This window comes from Leifsonia araucanica, assembly GCF_051161895.1.
In the GTDB taxonomy this organism is placed as follows: Bacteria; Actinomycetota; Actinomycetes; order Actinomycetales; family Microbacteriaceae; genus Leifsonia.
Genome location: NZ_JBMBTW010000002.1, coordinates 3,327,869 through 3,344,252 on the forward strand (window position 1 = coordinate 3,327,869; position 16,384 = coordinate 3,344,252).

13 protein-coding genes are annotated in these 16,384 nt (G+C 69.8%); 12 read left to right on the plus strand and 1 reads right to left on the minus strand.

Features of this window, described 5'->3' with window-relative positions; translation table 11 throughout:
• Positions 1-16 precede the first annotated feature (16 nt).
• From ACN6M5_RS16110 to ACN6M5_RS16140, 7 genes are all read left to right on the plus strand, one after another.
• On the plus strand, positions 17-1,315 hold the full coding sequence (locus tag ACN6M5_RS16110) for an ABC transporter substrate-binding protein (protein ID WP_434951380.1): 1,299 nt from the start codon (positions 17-19) through the stop codon (positions 1,313-1,315).
• A 10-nt stretch (positions 1,316-1,325) separates the two neighbouring features.
• Positions 1,326-2,306 (plus strand): carbohydrate ABC transporter permease, encoded by a 981-nt coding sequence (locus tag ACN6M5_RS16115; RefSeq protein ID WP_434951382.1) that lies wholly within the window; start codon positions 1,326-1,328, stop codon positions 2,304-2,306.
• Positions 2,303-3,241 carry a carbohydrate ABC transporter permease gene (locus ACN6M5_RS16120; RefSeq protein ID WP_434951383.1) on the plus strand — a complete coding sequence of 313 codons (939 nt, stop codon included), beginning with the start codon at positions 2,303-2,305 and terminating at the stop codon, positions 3,239-3,241. The genes ACN6M5_RS16115 and ACN6M5_RS16120 overlap by 4 nt, the downstream gene beginning before the upstream one ends.
• Positions 3,238-5,088 carry an amylo-alpha-1,6-glucosidase gene (locus tag ACN6M5_RS16125; RefSeq protein ID WP_434951384.1) on the plus strand — a complete coding sequence of 617 codons (1,851 nt, stop codon included), beginning with the start codon at positions 3,238-3,240 and terminating at the stop codon, positions 5,086-5,088. The genes ACN6M5_RS16120 and ACN6M5_RS16125 overlap by 4 nt, the downstream gene beginning before the upstream one ends.
• 79 nt (positions 5,089-5,167) lie before the next feature.
• A complete protein-coding gene (locus ACN6M5_RS16130; RefSeq protein WP_434951385.1) occupies positions 5,168-6,475 on the plus strand; it encodes an ABC transporter substrate-binding protein in 1,308 nt (435 codons plus the stop codon).
• Between the two features lie 20 nt (positions 6,476-6,495).
• Positions 6,496-7,401, plus strand: a complete 906-nt coding sequence (locus ACN6M5_RS16135) for a carbohydrate ABC transporter permease (protein WP_434951386.1) — start codon at positions 6,496-6,498, stop codon at positions 7,399-7,401.
• Entirely contained in the window at positions 7,398-8,219 is an 822-nt protein-coding gene (locus tag ACN6M5_RS16140; protein ID WP_434951387.1) for a carbohydrate ABC transporter permease, read from the plus strand. Before ACN6M5_RS16135 ends, ACN6M5_RS16140 begins: the two co-directional genes overlap by 4 nt.
• A 29-nt stretch (positions 8,220-8,248) precedes the next feature.
• On the opposite strand, the gene ACN6M5_RS16145 is transcribed toward ACN6M5_RS16140, so the two are convergent.
• Positions 8,249-8,905: a GntR family transcriptional regulator gene (locus ACN6M5_RS16145; RefSeq protein WP_434951388.1), complete on the minus strand. Its 657-nt coding sequence runs from the start codon at positions 8,903-8,905 to the stop codon at positions 8,249-8,251.
• Between the two features lie 195 nt (positions 8,906-9,100).
• Here ACN6M5_RS16145 and ACN6M5_RS16150 point away from each other — a divergent pair, with 195 nt between their 5' ends.
• From ACN6M5_RS16150 to ACN6M5_RS16170, 5 genes are read left to right on the plus strand one after another with little or no spacing between them, the layout of a single operon-like run.
• Positions 9,101-11,185, plus strand: a complete 2,085-nt coding sequence (locus tag ACN6M5_RS16150) for a beta-galactosidase (protein ID WP_434951389.1) — start codon at positions 9,101-9,103, stop codon at positions 11,183-11,185.
• Positions 11,182-12,648 carry an aminomethyl-transferring glycine dehydrogenase subunit GcvPA gene (gcvPA, locus tag ACN6M5_RS16155; protein WP_434951390.1) on the plus strand — a complete coding sequence of 489 codons (1,467 nt, stop codon included), beginning with the start codon at positions 11,182-11,184 and terminating at the stop codon, positions 12,646-12,648. Before ACN6M5_RS16150 ends, gcvPA begins: the two co-directional genes overlap by 4 nt.
• The gene (gene gcvPB, locus ACN6M5_RS16160; protein WP_434951392.1) at positions 12,645-14,339 is read left to right on the plus strand and encodes an aminomethyl-transferring glycine dehydrogenase subunit GcvPB; all 1,695 of its coding nucleotides are present in this window, start codon (positions 12,645-12,647) and stop codon (positions 14,337-14,339) included. The genes gcvPA and gcvPB overlap by 4 nt, the downstream gene beginning before the upstream one ends.
• A complete protein-coding gene (locus ACN6M5_RS16165; RefSeq protein ID WP_434951394.1) occupies positions 14,340-15,578 on the plus strand; it encodes an ATP-NAD kinase family protein in 1,239 nt (412 codons plus the stop codon).
• Positions 15,569-16,327 carry an SDR family NAD(P)-dependent oxidoreductase gene (locus tag ACN6M5_RS16170; RefSeq protein ID WP_434951396.1) on the plus strand — a complete coding sequence of 253 codons (759 nt, stop codon included), beginning with the start codon at positions 15,569-15,571 and terminating at the stop codon, positions 16,325-16,327. Before ACN6M5_RS16165 ends, ACN6M5_RS16170 begins: the two co-directional genes overlap by 10 nt.
• Positions 16,328-16,384 lie beyond the last annotated feature (57 nt).

Consider the following 16,384-nt stretch of genomic DNA (forward strand, 5'->3'; position numbering starts at 1 on the left):
AAGGAATGAGGTAGGCATGTCTCGCGTCGACTCGAAGATGAGAAGGCTGGTGGCTGTGGGGGCGGCCGTCGCGCTGGCACTCAGCATGGCCGCGTGTTCAGGATCGGGATCGGGGGGTTCCGGCTCCAAGACGGTCGTCTGGTCCACCTGGGGCACTCCGGAGGAGATCGCCCGCTACAAGGACTTCGACAACCAGTTCATGAAAGAGCACCCCGACATCAAGGTGGTGCTGCAGCCGGTCGCCGACTACGGCGACTACCACACTAAGCTCCTCGCCCAGCTCGCGTCCGGCACAGCACCGGATGTGTTCTACATCGGCGACGACAAGATCGGCCAGTTCGTCAACTCGAAGGCGCTGCTGCCTCTCACCGACCTGATGAACTCCAGCGCGAGCAAGACTAAGCCGGAGGACTTCGCGCAGGGCCTGTTCGGCGCCACCAAGAAGGGCGACCAGATCTACGCGGCGCCCAACGACTCCAACCCGGATGCGCTCTGGTACGACAGGGTCGCGCTGAAGAAGGCCGGCGTCACCGATGACCCGGCCACCCTCGCCTCCGAGGGCAAGTGGACCACAGAGGCCTACCTCGACATGAACGAGAAGCTCAAGAAGGCCGGGCTCACCGGATCCATGTTCTGGAACTACTGGTCCACCCATTACAGCTGGATCTCGGCGCAGGGCGGCAAGGCGTTCGACGAGTCGGGGAAGTTCGTCGCCAACACCGACCAGACCAGCGTCAAGGCGATGGACGTGCTGGCCAAGAACTTCCAGAACGGCACGTTCGTCGTCGCGGACACCCTCCCGCAGGGTGCAGGAGCCGACAGCGTGTTCGTCACCCACAAGGCGGGCTTCTTCGTGCAGGGCCGCTACACGATCGGTACCGTGAAGTCGGCGGGCGACCCGGAGAACTACGACGTCGCGCCGTGGCCGACCCCGGACGGCAAAGCCGCGCCGACCGGCACGGCCGTGAGCTACCTCGCCATCAACGCCAAGACCAAGAACAAGGCCGCAGCGTTCGAGTTCTGGACCAACTACCTGTCGGCAGCCGGCCAGACCGAGCGGCTGAAGGGCGGAGGCAACGCCGTTCCGTCGATCAAGGGCGCGGACAAGGTCGTCCTCGACGGATACCCGGAGCACGCCCAGACGCTGCTCGACATGCGTGACATCGGGTTCGAGGACTACGCGACGGAAGCATCCGTCCCCGGCCTCTCCAGCGACATCAGCGACAAGATGCTCGCGCTCTACGAGGGCAAGGCGTCCACCAAGGCGACCCTCGACGATGTCGCGAAGATGATCGAAGACAAAACGGGCAAGTAGGGATCGACGCGTGAGTGCAATCCGAGGGTCGCTGACCGAAGCCCCCGACCAGGCGGCGACGGCGAAACCCGCAGGCACCGCGCCGGGCGGACTCCGAGGGGAGTCCGCCTGGCGGCGGCGCGACCGGCGCTGGGGCTATGTGTTCGTCGGCCCGCAGCTGATCGGCATGGCACTGTTCGTCGTGCTGCCGTTCGCGGCGAGCCTGGTGCTCGCCTTCGCCCAGTGGGACGGTCTCAACGACCTCAGCTGGGTGGGCTTCGACAACTTCCGCAACCAGCTCGCCGACCCGCTGTTCGGCAGGGCCATCCTCAACACCCTGCTGATCGCCGTGATCACGGTCCCCGTCGGCCTCGGCCTCGCCGTCGTGATCGCGGTGGCGCTGGAGAAGCTGAAGACGAAGACGCTGTACCTGATCCTGTTCTTCGCGCCCGTGGTCACCTCGTCGGTGGCAGTTGCGATGATCTGGCAGCAGCTGTTCCGCAAAGACGGCGTGATCAGCGGCTTCATCGCCAGCGTCTTCCACGTGCCAGCCCCGGACTGGCTGGGCGACCCGCACCTCGCGCTCATCGCGGTCTGCATCGTCTCCATCTGGTCGTCGCTCGGCCTCAACGTGATCATCTTCCTGGCCGGCCTGCAGAACATCTCTCCCGCCGTGATCGAGGCGGCGCGCATCGACGGGGCGGGGGCGCTGACGCTGTTCTTCCGCATCCGGATGCCGTTGCTGTCGCCGATCATGTTCTTCTCGTCGGTGATCGCGTTCATCAGTTCGCTGCAGACGTTCGACACCGTGTTCATCCTCACGGCGAACGCCGGCCCGGACAACGCGACCCGCACGATCGTCTACCACATCTACGATCTCGGCTTCGGGAAGTTCCAGTTCGGTCCGGCCAGCGCTGCGTCGGTGATCCTGCTGCTGATCACGCTCGTCATCACGGGCATCCAGTTCACGGCGCAGAAGAAGTTCGTCCACTACGAGGATGGTGCAGCATGACCACCGCCGTCAGAACCGCAGACGAGCGCGGCGGGGCAGCCGCATCCGGTGCAGTCCGCGCATCCGGTGCGCCAGGTGCACCAGGGGCACCCCGCGAGGGCCGCGCAGGCTCCCGCGTCCGCAAGACGCTCCTCCATGTGGTGCTCGCCATCGGCGGCATCGCGATGGTGTTCCCGTTCATCTGGATGCTCATCACCTCGTTCAAGACGCTGCCCCAGCTCCTGAACGACCCGCTCAGCTTCCTCCCCACCCCGTTCACGTTCCAGAACTACGTGGATGCGTGGAACGACGCCCCGTTCGCGCAGGCGTATTTCAACAGCATCTACATCGCCGTGCTGGTCGTCATCGGCACGCTCATCACCGCGGCCATGGCCGGGTACGCGTTCGCCCGCATCCGGTTCCGCGGCAGCCGCGTGCTGTTCGTGGTGTTCCTGGCGACGCAGATGATCCCGATGCAGGTCACGCTCATCCCGTTCTACTTCCTGATGGCGAAGCTGGGCTGGGTGGACTCGCACCTGTCGCTGATCATCCCCGCCGCCCTGGCGAACCCGTTCGCGGTGTTCCTGATGCGCCAGTTCGTGCTGTCGCTGCCGAAGGAGCTGGAGGAGGCCGCGCTGGTCGACGGCGCAGGACGGTGGCGCATCTTCTGGAGCATCATCCTCCCGAACCTGCGCCCGGGCCTCGGGGCGCTCGCCATCATCGTGGCGCTCAGCACCTGGAACAACTTCCTGCTTCCCCTGGTGCTGCTGAACAGTCAGGATCTCTTCACGGTCCCGCTGTTGCTGCAGAGCTTCCGCGGGCAGTTCGGCTCGATCAACTACGGGCTCATCATGGCGGCGTCGGCCGTGGCGACCATCCCGATGCTGATCGCGTTCGTCATCGGCCAGCGTCGCATCCTGAACAGCATGGCGGCGTCCGGGCTGGGCGGCCGATGAACGCGGCGGCGACGACGCGGGATGCGCGGGGCGCGGCGGCACAGGATGCGGCGGCGCTGGATGCTGCTGCACAGGATGCGGCCGACCGTGCCGCTCGGTTCCTCGACCTGGAGAACGCGCCGTTCACGCTGCCGGGGTCGCGCATCCTGGTGCGGCGGACGGACGGCCGCGTGACTGTGCGGCTGGCCGAGTACGAGCGCAGGCTCGACGACTGCGTCGTGGTGCGGGCGCTGCGGGTGTTCGGTGCGGACGGGCGCGTCGCGGAGATCGCGGACGTGCGCCCGGAGAGCATCGCGTTCGACGGGGGAGCGACCCTGACCTTCGACGGCCAGCGGGCGCTGAGCCTCGGCGGCGGCTCGCGGTGGACGGTCGAGCTGACCGTGCCGGGCGCGCTCGACACGACGCACGCGGGTGGCGCATCCGGTGCGTGGGCGCCCGGCTTGCCATCAGCGGCCGAGGCGTCGTGGCTGGCGACCGGCGCGGACGACCTGCTGGTGCGGGAGGTGGGCGGGGACACCGTCGTGCGGCTCTCGTTCCCCGGCGGAGACGGCGCGCAACTGCGGATCGCACTGGGCGCATCCACGGCGGAGAACGCGGAGGCTTCGCACGCTTCGGGTACCCCGCACGCCTCCGCCCTCGCAGCCACCACATCCGTCTGGGCGGACTGGTTCGCCCGCACACCGCGGGTGCGTTCCGACCTCGCCGACCTCACGGCGTTCTGCTGGTGGGTGCTCGGCGCCAACATCGTCACCCTGCCCGGTCGCGGCGACGCGCGCGCCGTCGTCCCGTCGAAGATCGGCTACGTCGGCCTCTGGCAGTGGGACGCGTACTTCATCGCGGCCGGCCTCCGCCACGGCGCCCCGGAGCTCGCACGCGAGCAGCTCGCGCTCGCGTTCGGCTTCCCGACACCGGACGGCCAGCTGCCCGACGTCGTTCACGACGACGGCGTGCTGGCGTCGAGCGACGACCTCCCGCCCGGCGACAGGGACACGCTGCGTCGCGCAGGCTCCTCCATCGCCGACCCGTCGGCGCCGATCCCGCTCACCAAGCCGCCGCTCGCCGCCTGGGCGCTGCGCTCGCTCGAAGGCCTGGTCGACGACCCCGCCTGGTTCGACGAGGCGTGGCAGACGGTCGCGCACAGCCAGGAGTGGTGGTTCGCGCACTCCGACCTCGACGGAGACGGGATGCCCGAGTACGGCCACCCGTACTCCTCCGGCCTCGACGACAGCCCGGTGTTCGACGGCGAGCTTCCCGTCGCCTCGCCGGATCTCGCGGCGTACCTGATCCTGCAGGACGACCTGCTCGCATCCCGGGCCAGGTCGGTGGGGGACACTGCGGCCGCCGAGCGCCACGCCGCACGAGCCGAGCGCACCCTCGCGCTGCTCGAGGCGATGTGGGACGACGCCGCCGGGTTCTTCCGTTCCCGCGGAGCAGGCACGCCGCTCGCCGCGGAGACCGCCGTCAGCCTGCTCCCGCTGCTCACCGGCCGCCTTCCCGGCCGCATCGTGTCCAGGATGCTCGAAGCCCTCGACGACCCGGCCCGGTTCGCGACGCCGTGGGCGATCCCCACGGTCGCTGCCCGGGATGCCGACTTCTCCGCAGAGCGGATGTGGCGCGGCCCCGTGTGGGTCAACATCAACGCCCTCATCGCCGAGGGGCTGGCCGTCTCCGGCCACGCGGACCGCTCCCGCGAGCTGATCGAGGCGACCCTGCGCCTCGTGCAGCACGCCGGCGGGCCGCACGAGTACTTCAACCCGCTCACCGGCAGGAAGGCCAGGACGGCGACGACGTCGTTCGGCTGGTCGGCCGCGCTGTGCGTCGACCTCGCCGTGCGCGCTTCGGGCTGAGGTCCGGAGACCGTGGGGCGGCGGGATCGTTTGCCGTCCCTCTCTGTATACAATATTCACGTTTGACAAAGGAGTCACCATGAAACGCCTCAGAACGCTCGTCCCGCTCGCCGCCGCCGCGCTCGTCCTGAGCGGGTGCGCGATGGCGGGGACCGCCTCCGGACCCGCCGCGACGCTCGACCCGGACGCGAAGGTGTCCGGCAGCATCACGGTCTGGTCGTGGGATGCGGCAGCCGTCTCCCTCAAGCGCCTCGCGGGGGAGTACGAGAAGGAGCACTCCGGCACCAGCATCAAAGTCGTCGACATCGGCTACGACAATGCGTACGACAAGCTCTCCGTCGGTCTCCAGGCAGGCACGGGCCTGCCGGACCTGGTCACGATCGAGACCGACCACACGCCCGGCTACCTGAGCCAGTTCCCCGCAGGCTTCACCGACCTGACCCCGATCATCGGCGACAAGAAGGCCGACTTCGACCCGTCCAAGTGGGCGGCCTCCGTCGACGCATCCGGCGCGGTCAAAGCCGTGCCGTGGGACTCGGGAACGGTCGGGCTGTTCTACCGCTCCGACTACCTCGACGCCGCGGGAGTCGACCCGGCGAGCCTGACCACCTGGGATGCGCTTGTCACCGCGGGGGAGAAGATCAAGGCGAAGACCGGCCACACGCTCCTCACCGCCGACATCTCCTCCGGCGGTCTGTTCCAGATGCTCCTGCAGCAGCAGGGCCAGGGCCTCTTCGACGACTCGGGCGACATCGCCGTCTCATCCCCGCAGGCCGTGAAGGCGCTCACCCTGCTCAAGGAGCTCAACGACAAGGGGCTTCTCAAGAACGTCACCGGCTGGGATGCGCGGGTCACCAGCGCGAAGAACGGCGACTCCGCCGTCACCCCGGAGGCGGTCTGGTGGATCGCGACCCTCACCGGCGAGGCGCAGGAGCTGAGCGGGAAGTACGGCGTGACCGAACTGCCCGCCTTCGGCACCGACGGCGCCCGCACCTCCAACAGCGGAGGCTCGGCGCTCGCCGTCCCCGCCCAGGCGAAGAACCCGCAGCTGGCCGCGTCGTTCGCCGCGTTCGCACTCGCAGACACCGCCAGCCAGGTGTCGATGATGAAGAAGGACGGCCTGTTCCCCTCCTACCTGCCCGCGCTGAAAGACCCGCTGTTCCAGCAGTCGGACCCGTACTTCGGTGGCCAGAAGGTCTACCGCCTGTTCGCCGAGCAGACCGCGAAGATCCCGGCGATCAGCTACACCGCCGACAACGCGAAAGCGGGCGACATCGTCGCGAACGCCGTGGTCTCCTCCGTCATCAACGGAGCGGACCCCGCCACAGCGCTGAAGGATGCGGCGAAGCAGATCGCGACGGCCACCGGCCGCACGATCGCGGGCTGAGCATGGTCACCGTCGATTCCGTGACCGCGGATCGCACGGCGACACCGGCAGGGACCACCCGGTCGCTGGGGCGCAGGCTCCAGCGACCGGGGGCCTGGTTCGCCCTGCCCGCCGCCGCGCTGTTCGCGATCTTCTTCGCGTATCCACTGGTCGTCTCGCTGTGGCAGAGCTTCTTCAGCACCAGGGGAGGAGTATCCAGGTGGGTAGGGCTTGACCAGTACGCGCGGCTGTTCGACGACCCGCTCGTGCTCACCAGCCTGAGCAACGCCGGGCTGATCCTCGTGGTGCAGGTGCCGATCATGATCGGCGTCGCGCTGGTGCTCGCGTACACGCTCAACCAGACCTGGCTGCGGTTCCGCACCGGCTTCCGGCTGATCTACTTTCTTCCCGCCGTGACGACGCTCGTCGCATACTCCGTGGTGTTCCGGGTGATGCTCGCGACGGACGGCGGGGCCGTGAACCAGCTCATCGGGCTGTTCGGGATCGCTCCGGTCGACTGGCTGAACGATGAGCTGTGGGCACGGGTGGCGCTGATCGCATCCATCACCTGGCGGTGGACCGGGTACAACATGGTCATCCTGCTCGCCGGCCTGCAGAGCATCCCCGCCGAGCAGTACGAGGCGGCACGGGTCGACGGGGCCGGGCGCTGGGCGACCTTCTCGAAGGTGATCGTTCCGCAGTTGCGGCCGGCCATCGTGTTCACCACGATCACCTCCACCATCGGCGCGCTGCAGCTGTTCGACGAGAACGTGATCCTCACCGGGGGAGGCCCGAACAACGCGACGCTGACGCCGGTGCTCTACCTCTACAAGGTCGGGTTCCAGCAGTTCGACCCCGGATACGCGTCCGCCATCGCCTGGCTGCTCGTGCTGCTCACCGGAATCATCTCGATCGTCCAGTTCCGTCTTCTGAGGGAGAAGAAATGATCCGCGCCCTGCGGCACACACCGGTCTACGTCCTGCTCGCAGCAGGGGCCGTTCTCAGCGTCGTCCCGTTCCTGTGGATGGTCGTGGCGTCGACCCACACGACGTCGTCGCTGTTCGCCACGCCGCTGCCGGTGCTGCCCGGCGGCGAACTGCTCGCCAACCTGGCCAGGCTGCAGGCCGAGACCAACTTCGGCCTCGTGCTCGCCAACAGCCTCGGGATCGCCGTGGTCTACACGGTGTTCAGCTCGGCGGTGAGTGTGATGGCCGGGTACGGCCTGGCCAAGTTCCGGTTCCGTGGCCGCGGTGTCCTGATGGGCGTGGTGCTCGTGACCATGATGATCCCGATGCAGGTGCTGCTGGTGCCGCTCTTCCAGATGATGGCGAGCATCGGCTGGATCGACACGTACCAGGCCATCGTCGTGCCGTTCCTCGCCAACGCGTTCGGCATCTTCCTGATGCGGCAGGCGTTCCTCGACTTCCCCGACACGATCATCGAGGCGGCCCGCATCGACGGCGCCGGCGAGCTGCGCACCTTCTACCGGGTGGTGCTTCCCATCGCCAGACCGCAGCTCGCCGCCCTGGTGATCTACACGTTCGTGAGCCAGTGGAACGCGTTCATCTGGCCGCTGCTGATGCTCAACACCGAGGACAAGTACACGGTCCCGGTGGCCCTCAACACGATGATCGGCCTGTCCAGGGTGGACTACTCCGGCCTGATGCTCGGCTCGCTACTGGCCACCATCCCGCTGCTGATCGTGTTCCTGCTGTTCCAGCGTCAGTTCGTCGCCGGGTTGCTCGGCGGAGCGGTGAAGGGGTGAGGGGAGACGCCGCGAAGACGCGACGGCGGTCAGCCCAGGCGCTCCCACGAGATCCCCGCGTCCGCGAGCAGACGGCGCATCCCATTGGTCCAGTTGGCCGCCAGCGCCTCTTTCGCCGCCGGAAGGTCGCCGTCGACCAGGTGGCGTGCGATGTCCGCATGCTCGATCGCGCTGCGTTCGACCATCACGTCGTCGGACACCAGCAGCGACTCGTAGCGGTGGATGGCGCGGCGCACGCCGGCGATCTCGTCGAGCAGTCGCTGGTTGGGGCAGGCGCTCAGCATCAGGTTGTGCCACTCGTCGTCGCGGCGGTTGACCAGCGCGTGCTGGGCGACGTCGTCGTTGAACTCGGCGGCGAGGGCGGCGAGCTGTGTGCCGATTCCGGCCAGCTCGTCGGCCGGGCTGAGGTCGAGCGCGAGGCTCTCCAGCGCCACGATGATGGGGCACAGTTCTTCGAACTCCCGGGCGCTCAGCGGCACGAACCGGAAGCCTTTGCCGTTCTCCGACTCGATCTGCCCTTCGCTTTCGAGCGCGATCAGGGCCTCCCGCAGCGGCGTGCGCGACACGCCGAGCTCGGCGGCGAGCTGCACCTCGTTGATGCTCTCGCCGGGGCGCACGTCGCCGGCGCGCATTCTCGCGATGAGTTCTTCGCGCACCTGGGACCGCAGGTTCTTGCGCTCGATCACTGTGACCTCCTGGTCGGTTCGTGCGTGGCCTCCCGGCCGGCCGGCGTCGCCAGCTTAGGGCTTGACCCACCGCGGGAATCGCTTTAGCGTTACTGTATACAGAATACAGTCGACGGTTGCCTGGTGTAAAGCACCACGCCGTCGCCACGCCCAGCACCACCCCAGAACAGCCCCAGCACAGCCGCAAGGAGACCAGTGACGACCACCTCGCCGCGGACCATCCGCCTCGACGCCCTCGCATACGGCGGCGACTACAACCCCGACCAGTGGCCGGAGAGCGCCTGGGCAGAGGATGCACGCCTCATGGTCGAGGCCGGGGTCAACCTGGTCACCCTTCCCGTCTTCTCCTGGCCGCTGCTCGAACCCCGTCAGGGCGAGTACGACTTCGCCGGCCTCGACCGCGTGATCGACCTGCTCTGGGAGCACGGCATCAGCATCGACCTGGCCACCGCGACCGCCACGCCTCCCGCCTGGCTGGTCCGCGAGCATCCGGAGGTGCTGCCCTGGAACGCCGACGGCGTCCGGCTCGAGTTCGGCTCGCGGCAGACGTACTGCCCCAGCTCACCGGTGTTCCGGGATGCGGCCCTCCGCCTCACGCGCACCCTCGCCGAACGCTACGGCGAGCATCCGGCACTCGCGCTCTGGCACGTGTCGAACGAGTACGGCGACCACGTCTCCCGCTGCTGGTGCCCGGAGTCTGCCCGCCACTTCCGCCGCTGGCTGCGGGACCGCTACGAGACGATCGACGGCCTCAACGCGGCCTGGGGCACCAGCTGCTGGGGGCAGCACTACCTCGACTTCGACCAGATCGAGCCGCCGCGCACGGCCACCGGCCCGATCAACCCTGCCCAGCTCCTCGACTTCGAGCGCTTCTCCTCCGACGCGCTGCTCGAACTCTTCCAGTCCGAGATCGACGTACTGCGCGAGGTCACCCCCGACATCGCGGTCACCACCAACTTCATGAGCCTGTTCCGCGAGCTCGACTACTGGGACTTCGCCGACGCTGAGGACATCGTCACCGACGATGCGTACCCCGACCCCGCCGATCCGGATGCGCACATCGGCGCCGCCCTCAACTACGGCCTCATGCGTTCCCTCAAAGACGGCCGCCCGTGGCTTCTGCTCGAACAGGCGCCGAGCGCGGTGAGCTGGCGCGAGGTCAACGTGCCGAAGGCGCCGGGTCAGATGCGCGTCGGCAGCATGCAGGCGCTCGCCCACGGCTCGGACGGCGTGCTGTTCTTCCAGTGGCGGCAGGCCAAGTTCGGTCCGGAGAAGTTCCACTCCGCGATGCTCGGGCACCGCGGAGAGCGCAGCCGCACCTTCCAGGAGACCAAGGCGCTCGGGGCCGAACTGAAGAAGCTCGCGCCGATCAAGGGCACCCGCGTGCGCGCATCCGTCGCCCTCGTCGCGGACTGGGACTCCTGGTGGGGCGTCAGCGAACCGGAGTCCCTGCCGTCCGTGCGCCTCGACTGGCTGAAGGAGGCGCGGGCCTACCACGCCGCCGCGTACGCGCTCGGCCAGCCGGTGGATGTCGCCCGCGCCGCCGGTCCGTACGGAGAGCACCGCGTGCTGCTCGTCCCCAACCTCTACGCAACCACCCCCGAGCAGGCGGATGCGCTCTCGGCGTTCGTCGCGGAGGGAGGCCAGCTGGTCGTCGGACCGTTCTCCGGCGTCGTCGACCACAGCGAGCAGGTGCACGACGGAGGCGCCCCCGGCCCGCTGCGCGACCTGCTGGGCGTCGAGGTGGACGAGTGGTGGCCGCTGGCGGACGGGCAGACGGCGTCCGTCGCGTTCGGAGGCGAGCGCCACGGCGTCCGCGTCTGGAGCGAGTGGATCGAGGCGGCGGACGGCACGGAGGTGCTCGCCCACTACAGCGACGGCGACCTCGCCGGGCGTCCGGCCGTCACGCGCCGCGCATCCGGTGCCGGCGCCGCCTGGTACCTGAGCGCCGGTCTCGACAGCGACGGGATGCGCGCCGTGCTCTCCGAGGTGTTCGCCGCCGCCGGCGTGCCCGTCCCCGCCTCCGCCGAGCGCGACACCGACCTCGAAGTCGTCACCCGCACCGACGGCGAGACCGACTACACGTTCGTCCTCAACCACGGGCGCCGCACGCTCACGGCCCCGCGCATCCCGGGCGGCCGCGACCTGCTCACCGACGCCGACGCCGACGCCGCCCCCGGCCTCCCCCTCGGGCCGTTCGGCGTCGCCGTCATCGCCCACCCCGCCCCCCAAGCCATCGAGTCCGAAGTTATTCACGCGACACGCCGGGATCACCCGTGAACAACTTCGGACTCGATCCTTTCCCCGACCACCAGACCACCGACCGCGAGGCCACCATGACCCAACCATTCGTCCACCCGTACGTGCCGAACACGGCGCCGGCATCCCGTCAGGCGATGCTCGACGCCGTCGGCGCGGAGTCCGTCGAGGAGTTCTACGCCGACGTGCCAGCCGACCTGCGCCTGGCCAGCCCGCTCGACCTGCCGGAGCCGCTCGTCGCCGAGCAGGACCTGGTGCGCCACGTCGGTGGCCTGCTGCGCCGGAACCGCGCGGTGGAGCCCGGCCGGCTGTTCCTCGGTGCCGGCACGTACCAGCACGCCGTGCCCGCCGTGGTGGACGAGGTCATCAACCGCAGCGAGTTCCTCACCGCGTACGCCGGAGAGCCGTACGAGGACCACGGCCGGTTCCAGGCGCTGTTCCAGTACCAGTCGCTGATGGGCGAGCTGCTCAACCAGGATGTGGTCAACGTGCCGACGTACGACGGCTTCCAGGCCGCGGCGACGTCCCTCGCGATGGCGGGCCGCATCACCGGCCGCCGCACCGTCCTGCTGGTGAGCGACGCGCATCCGGACAAGCTGTCCAAGGTGCGCGACTACATCGCGCCCACCATCGACCTCGTCCTGGTGCCGACCGTCGACGGCGTCGCCGACGTCGCCGCGGCCACCCGGATGCTCGACGACGCGACGGCAGCGATCTGGATCGAGACCCCGAGCTGCACCGGAGCACTCGAGACCGCCGTCGCCGAACTCTCCGACGCCGCCCACGCGGTCGGAGCCGTCGTCATCGTCGGCACCGACCCGATCGGTCTCGGCATCCTCACCCCGCCCGCCGACCAGGGCGCGGACATCGTCCACGGCGACATCCAGTCCCTCGGGCTGCACCCCTGGTTCGGCGGAGCGCACGCCGGTTTCATCGCCGTGCACGACGACCCCCGCTTCGTGATGGAGATGCCGTCGCGCCTGTTCGGCCTCGCCTCCACCGACGTGCCGGGCGAGTACGGCTTCGGCGACGTCGCATACGACCGCACCTCCTTCGCCCTCCGCGAGGAAGGGAAGGAGTGGGTCGGCACCGCCGCAGCGCTCTGGGGCATCGCGGCGGGCGTCTACCTCTCCCTGATGGGCCCGCAGGGCATGGCGGAGGTCGGAGAGACCGTCCTCGCCCGCACGGCGTACGCCTCCCGCGCCCTCGCCGCCCTTCCCGGCGTCGCGCTCGCCGACGGGGCGACGCACTTCCGCGAGTTCGTCATCGACCTCCGGGATGCGGCGCTCACCGCACCGGAACTGGTCGCCGCCGGCCGCGCATCCGGTTTCGAGCCCGGCCACGCCATCGACGAGACGCACGTCCTGGTGTGCGTCACAGAGCAGAACACCCAGTCAGACATCGACGACCTCGCCGCCGTGCTCTCCGACGCCCTCGGCGCGGGTGCAGCGGCTGGCGCACAGAAGAAGGAGCAGAGCGCATGAGCCTCCCCATCGCCCCCAAACCGCCCGTGCGGCGTTTCCACCAGGCGCGCTGGGACGAGCCCGTCGTGTTCGAACTGCACACGCCGGGCGAGCGCGGAGTGCTCGTCTCCCGCCCGGAGGCCGGCGTGCGCGAGGCCGTCGGCGACGTCGTGGCGGCGCTTCCCGCATCCCTCCGGCGCAGTGCACCGCCCGCGCTGCCGGAGATCGGGCAGATGCGGGTGCTCAAGCACTACCTGCGCCTCAGCCAGGAGAACCTCGGCGCCGACCTCAACGTCGACGTCGGCCAGGGCACCTGCACCATGAAGTACGCGCCGAAGGTCAACGAGGCGATCATCCGGACCCCCGACCTCACCGAGCTGCACCCGCTGCAGGATCCGGCGAGCGCGCAGGGCATCCTCGAGATCGTCTGGCGCACCGAGCGGATGCTCGCCGAGATCTCCGGCATGAGCCGCGTCTCCCTGCAGACCAGCGGAGGATCGGAGGCGATCTGGGCCAACATCTCGATGATCCGCGCCTACCACGCCTCCCGCGGCGAGGCCGAGAAGCGGGATGAGGTCATCACCACGATCTTCTCCCACCCGTCCAACGCGGCGGCGGCCAAGGCGGCCGGATACCGGGTCATCACCATCCATCCGGATGCGGACGGCTACCCCGACATCGACGCCCTCCGCTCCGCGCTCTCACCGCGCACCGCGGCGATCATGGTCACCAACCCGGAGGACACGGGCATCTACAACCCGCGCATCCGGGAGTGGGTGGAGCTCGCGCACGGTGTCGGCGCGCTCGCCTCGTACGACCAGGCCAACGCCAACGGCATCCTCGGCATCACCCGCGCGCGCGACGCCGGATTCGACGTGTGCCACTTCAACCTGCACAAGACGTTCGGGACGCCGCACGGCTGCGGCGGTCCCGGCTCGGGGGCGAACGCCGTGTCCGAGGCGCTTGCGCCGTTCCTGCCCGGCCCGGTGGTCGAGCGGGTCGGCGACCGCTACGTCCTGGATGCCGACCGGCGCCAGTCGATCGGCTCTGTCGCCCCGTTCTACGGCGTCATCCCGAACATCGTGCGCACGTACGCCTGGATCAGCGCGCTCGGCGCGGAGGGCCTGCGCGCCGTGGCAGAGACGGCGGTGCTGAACAACAACTACCTGATGAAGCGCATCCTCGCGATCCCCGGGGCCAGCGCGCCGTACGCGACCGGCCGCCGCCGCATCGAGCAGGTGCGGTACTCCTGGCAGGAGCTGTTCGAGGAGACGGGCATCAGCTCGGAGGAGATCGGCGTCCGAGCCTCCGACTTCGGCATGCACTACTGGACCAGCCACCACCCGTACATCGTTCCGCAGCCGTTCACGCTCGAACCGACGGAGTCGTACTCGATGGCCGAACTGGACGAGTACGCCAACGTGCTCGCCGAGGTCGCCCGCGAGGCCCGCGAGACGCCGGAGGTGGTGCGCACGGCGCCGCACAACCAGACCGTGCACCACACGCACCACGACGACCTGGACGACCCGGATCGCTGGGCGGTGACCTGGCGGGCGTACCAGCGGAAGTACGCCGGGGCGGGAGAGGGTGCGTTCGCGCCGTTCTCCGCTCCGTCGCCCGAGGCGGCTGGCGCTGGCGCTGGCGCTGCCGCTGGCGCTGCCGCTGGCGCTGGCGCTGCGTCGGCCTCCTCCTCCGACGAGGCCGCTGCGTAAATGTCCTCCCTCCGTCAGCTCCGCCCGGCGCTCGGGGTGATCGTGAACCCCGTCGCCGGGATCGGGGGACCGGCCGGCCTCGTCGGCAGCGACGGCGAGGCCGTGCAGCGTGAGGCCGCCGCGCGCGGCTCGCACGCCCGTGCCGCCGAGCGCGCTGCCGCGGCCCTCGCGGTGCTGGCGGGCGCGCATCCCGGGCTGGAGGTGCTGACAGCGTCCGGGCCGCTCGGCGAGGATGCGGTGCGCGCCGCCGGTCTCCTCCCGCGCGTCGTCTACGCTCCGGACGCGCAGCGCGGCCAAACGGGCGACGGCCTCGTGGGCGACGGCCTAGCGGGCGACGGCACCACGGGCGACGACACCGCGCGTGCCGTCGCGGCCTTCGTGGCCGATGGCGCCACCCTGGTGCTGTTCGCGGGCGGAGACGGCACGGCACGGGATGCGGCACGAGGCGCCCCGGCGCACACCGCGCTGCTCGGCATCCCGGCCGGCGTCAAGATGTATTCCGGCTGCTTCGCCGTCGCTCCCGCCGCAGCGGGCGCGATCGCTGCGGAGTGGCTGACCGCCGGCGGCCTGCCGACGCGCGAGGCGGAAGTCCTCGACCTCGACGAGGAGCTGCTGCGCGCCGGCCGGCCGGATCCTCGCCTGTTCGCGCTCGTCCGCGTCCCCGTCGCCCGCGAGCGCACCCAGGCACGCAAAGCGCCCACCCCCACCAGCGAGGCCGACGCCGTCCGCCGGGCAGCGGCGGGCGCCGTCGCCGCCATGCGGCCGGGCGTGCGCTACCTGCTCGGGCCCGGAGGAACGCTCGCCGCGGTGTCGCGCGAACTGGGCGTGCCGGCCACCCCGCTCGGCGTCGACATCGTGCAGGACGGGATGCTCGTGGCACGCGACGTGTCGGAGCAGCAGGCCATCGCATCCATTGCAGGACACCCCGCGCAGGCCGTCGTGACCGTGATCGGCGGCCAGGGCTTCCTGCTCGGGCGCGGCAATCAGCAGCTCTCGCCCGCCGTGCTCGACGCCATCGGCGCCGACCCTCTGCTCGCCGACCCCCTGATGGTTGTCGCGACAGAACAGAAACTCATCGACCTCGCCGGACGACCCCTCCTGGTCGACACCGGCGACACCAGCCTCGACGCACGTCTCGCCGGTCACCTCCGGGTGATCACCGGTCCGTCGTCGTCGAGCATCTACCCTGTCAGTGCCGCCAGTGCGGCCACCACCGAAGGAGCGCACACATGCGTCTAGCCGACAAGTCCGCCATCGTCACCGGAGGAGCCGGCGGCATCGGCCGCGCCACCTCCCTCGCCTTCGCGGCGGAGGGCGCGCGCGTCGCCGTCGTGGATGTCGCGCCCGGCGCGGCGGAGAAGGTCGCGGAGGAGATCCGCGCGGCGGGCGGAACCGCCATCGCCCTCACAGCAGACGTGTCGAACGAGACGGACATCGAGCGGGTCGTCGCGGACACCGTCACCGCGTTCGGCGGCGTCGACGTCGTCTTCAACAACGCGGGCATCATCCGCCGCACCACAGCGGTCGAGACCACGGCGGACGAGTGGGACCGCGTCTTCGGCGTCAACGTCAAAGGCATCTTCCTGATGTGCAAGCACGTCGTGCCCGTCATGGCGGCCAACGGCGGAGGATCCATCGTCAACACCGGCTCCGGCTGGGGGCTCAAGGGAGGAGCGCAGGCCATCTCGTACTGCGCATCCAAGGGTGCGGTCGTCAACATGACCCGCGCGCTCGCCATCGACCACGGCCCGCAGGGCATCCGCGTCAACTCGGTGAACCCAGGAGACGTCAACACCGGGATGCTCCGCGACGAGGCCCGCCAGCTCGGCCAGGAGGCCGGCTCGTTCCTCGCGGAAGCCGCCGACCGCCCGCTGCAGCGCATGGGGGAGCCGCAGGAGATCGCCGCCGCCGTCGTCTGGCTCGCCTCCGACGAGTCCTCGTACGTGACCGGTTCCGCGCTCGTCGTCGACGGTGGAGGCATCGCCTAGCGACGCCTCCGTTCGCGTGCAATAGGAGCGGGAAAAATGCGACGCCGCAAATTTCAG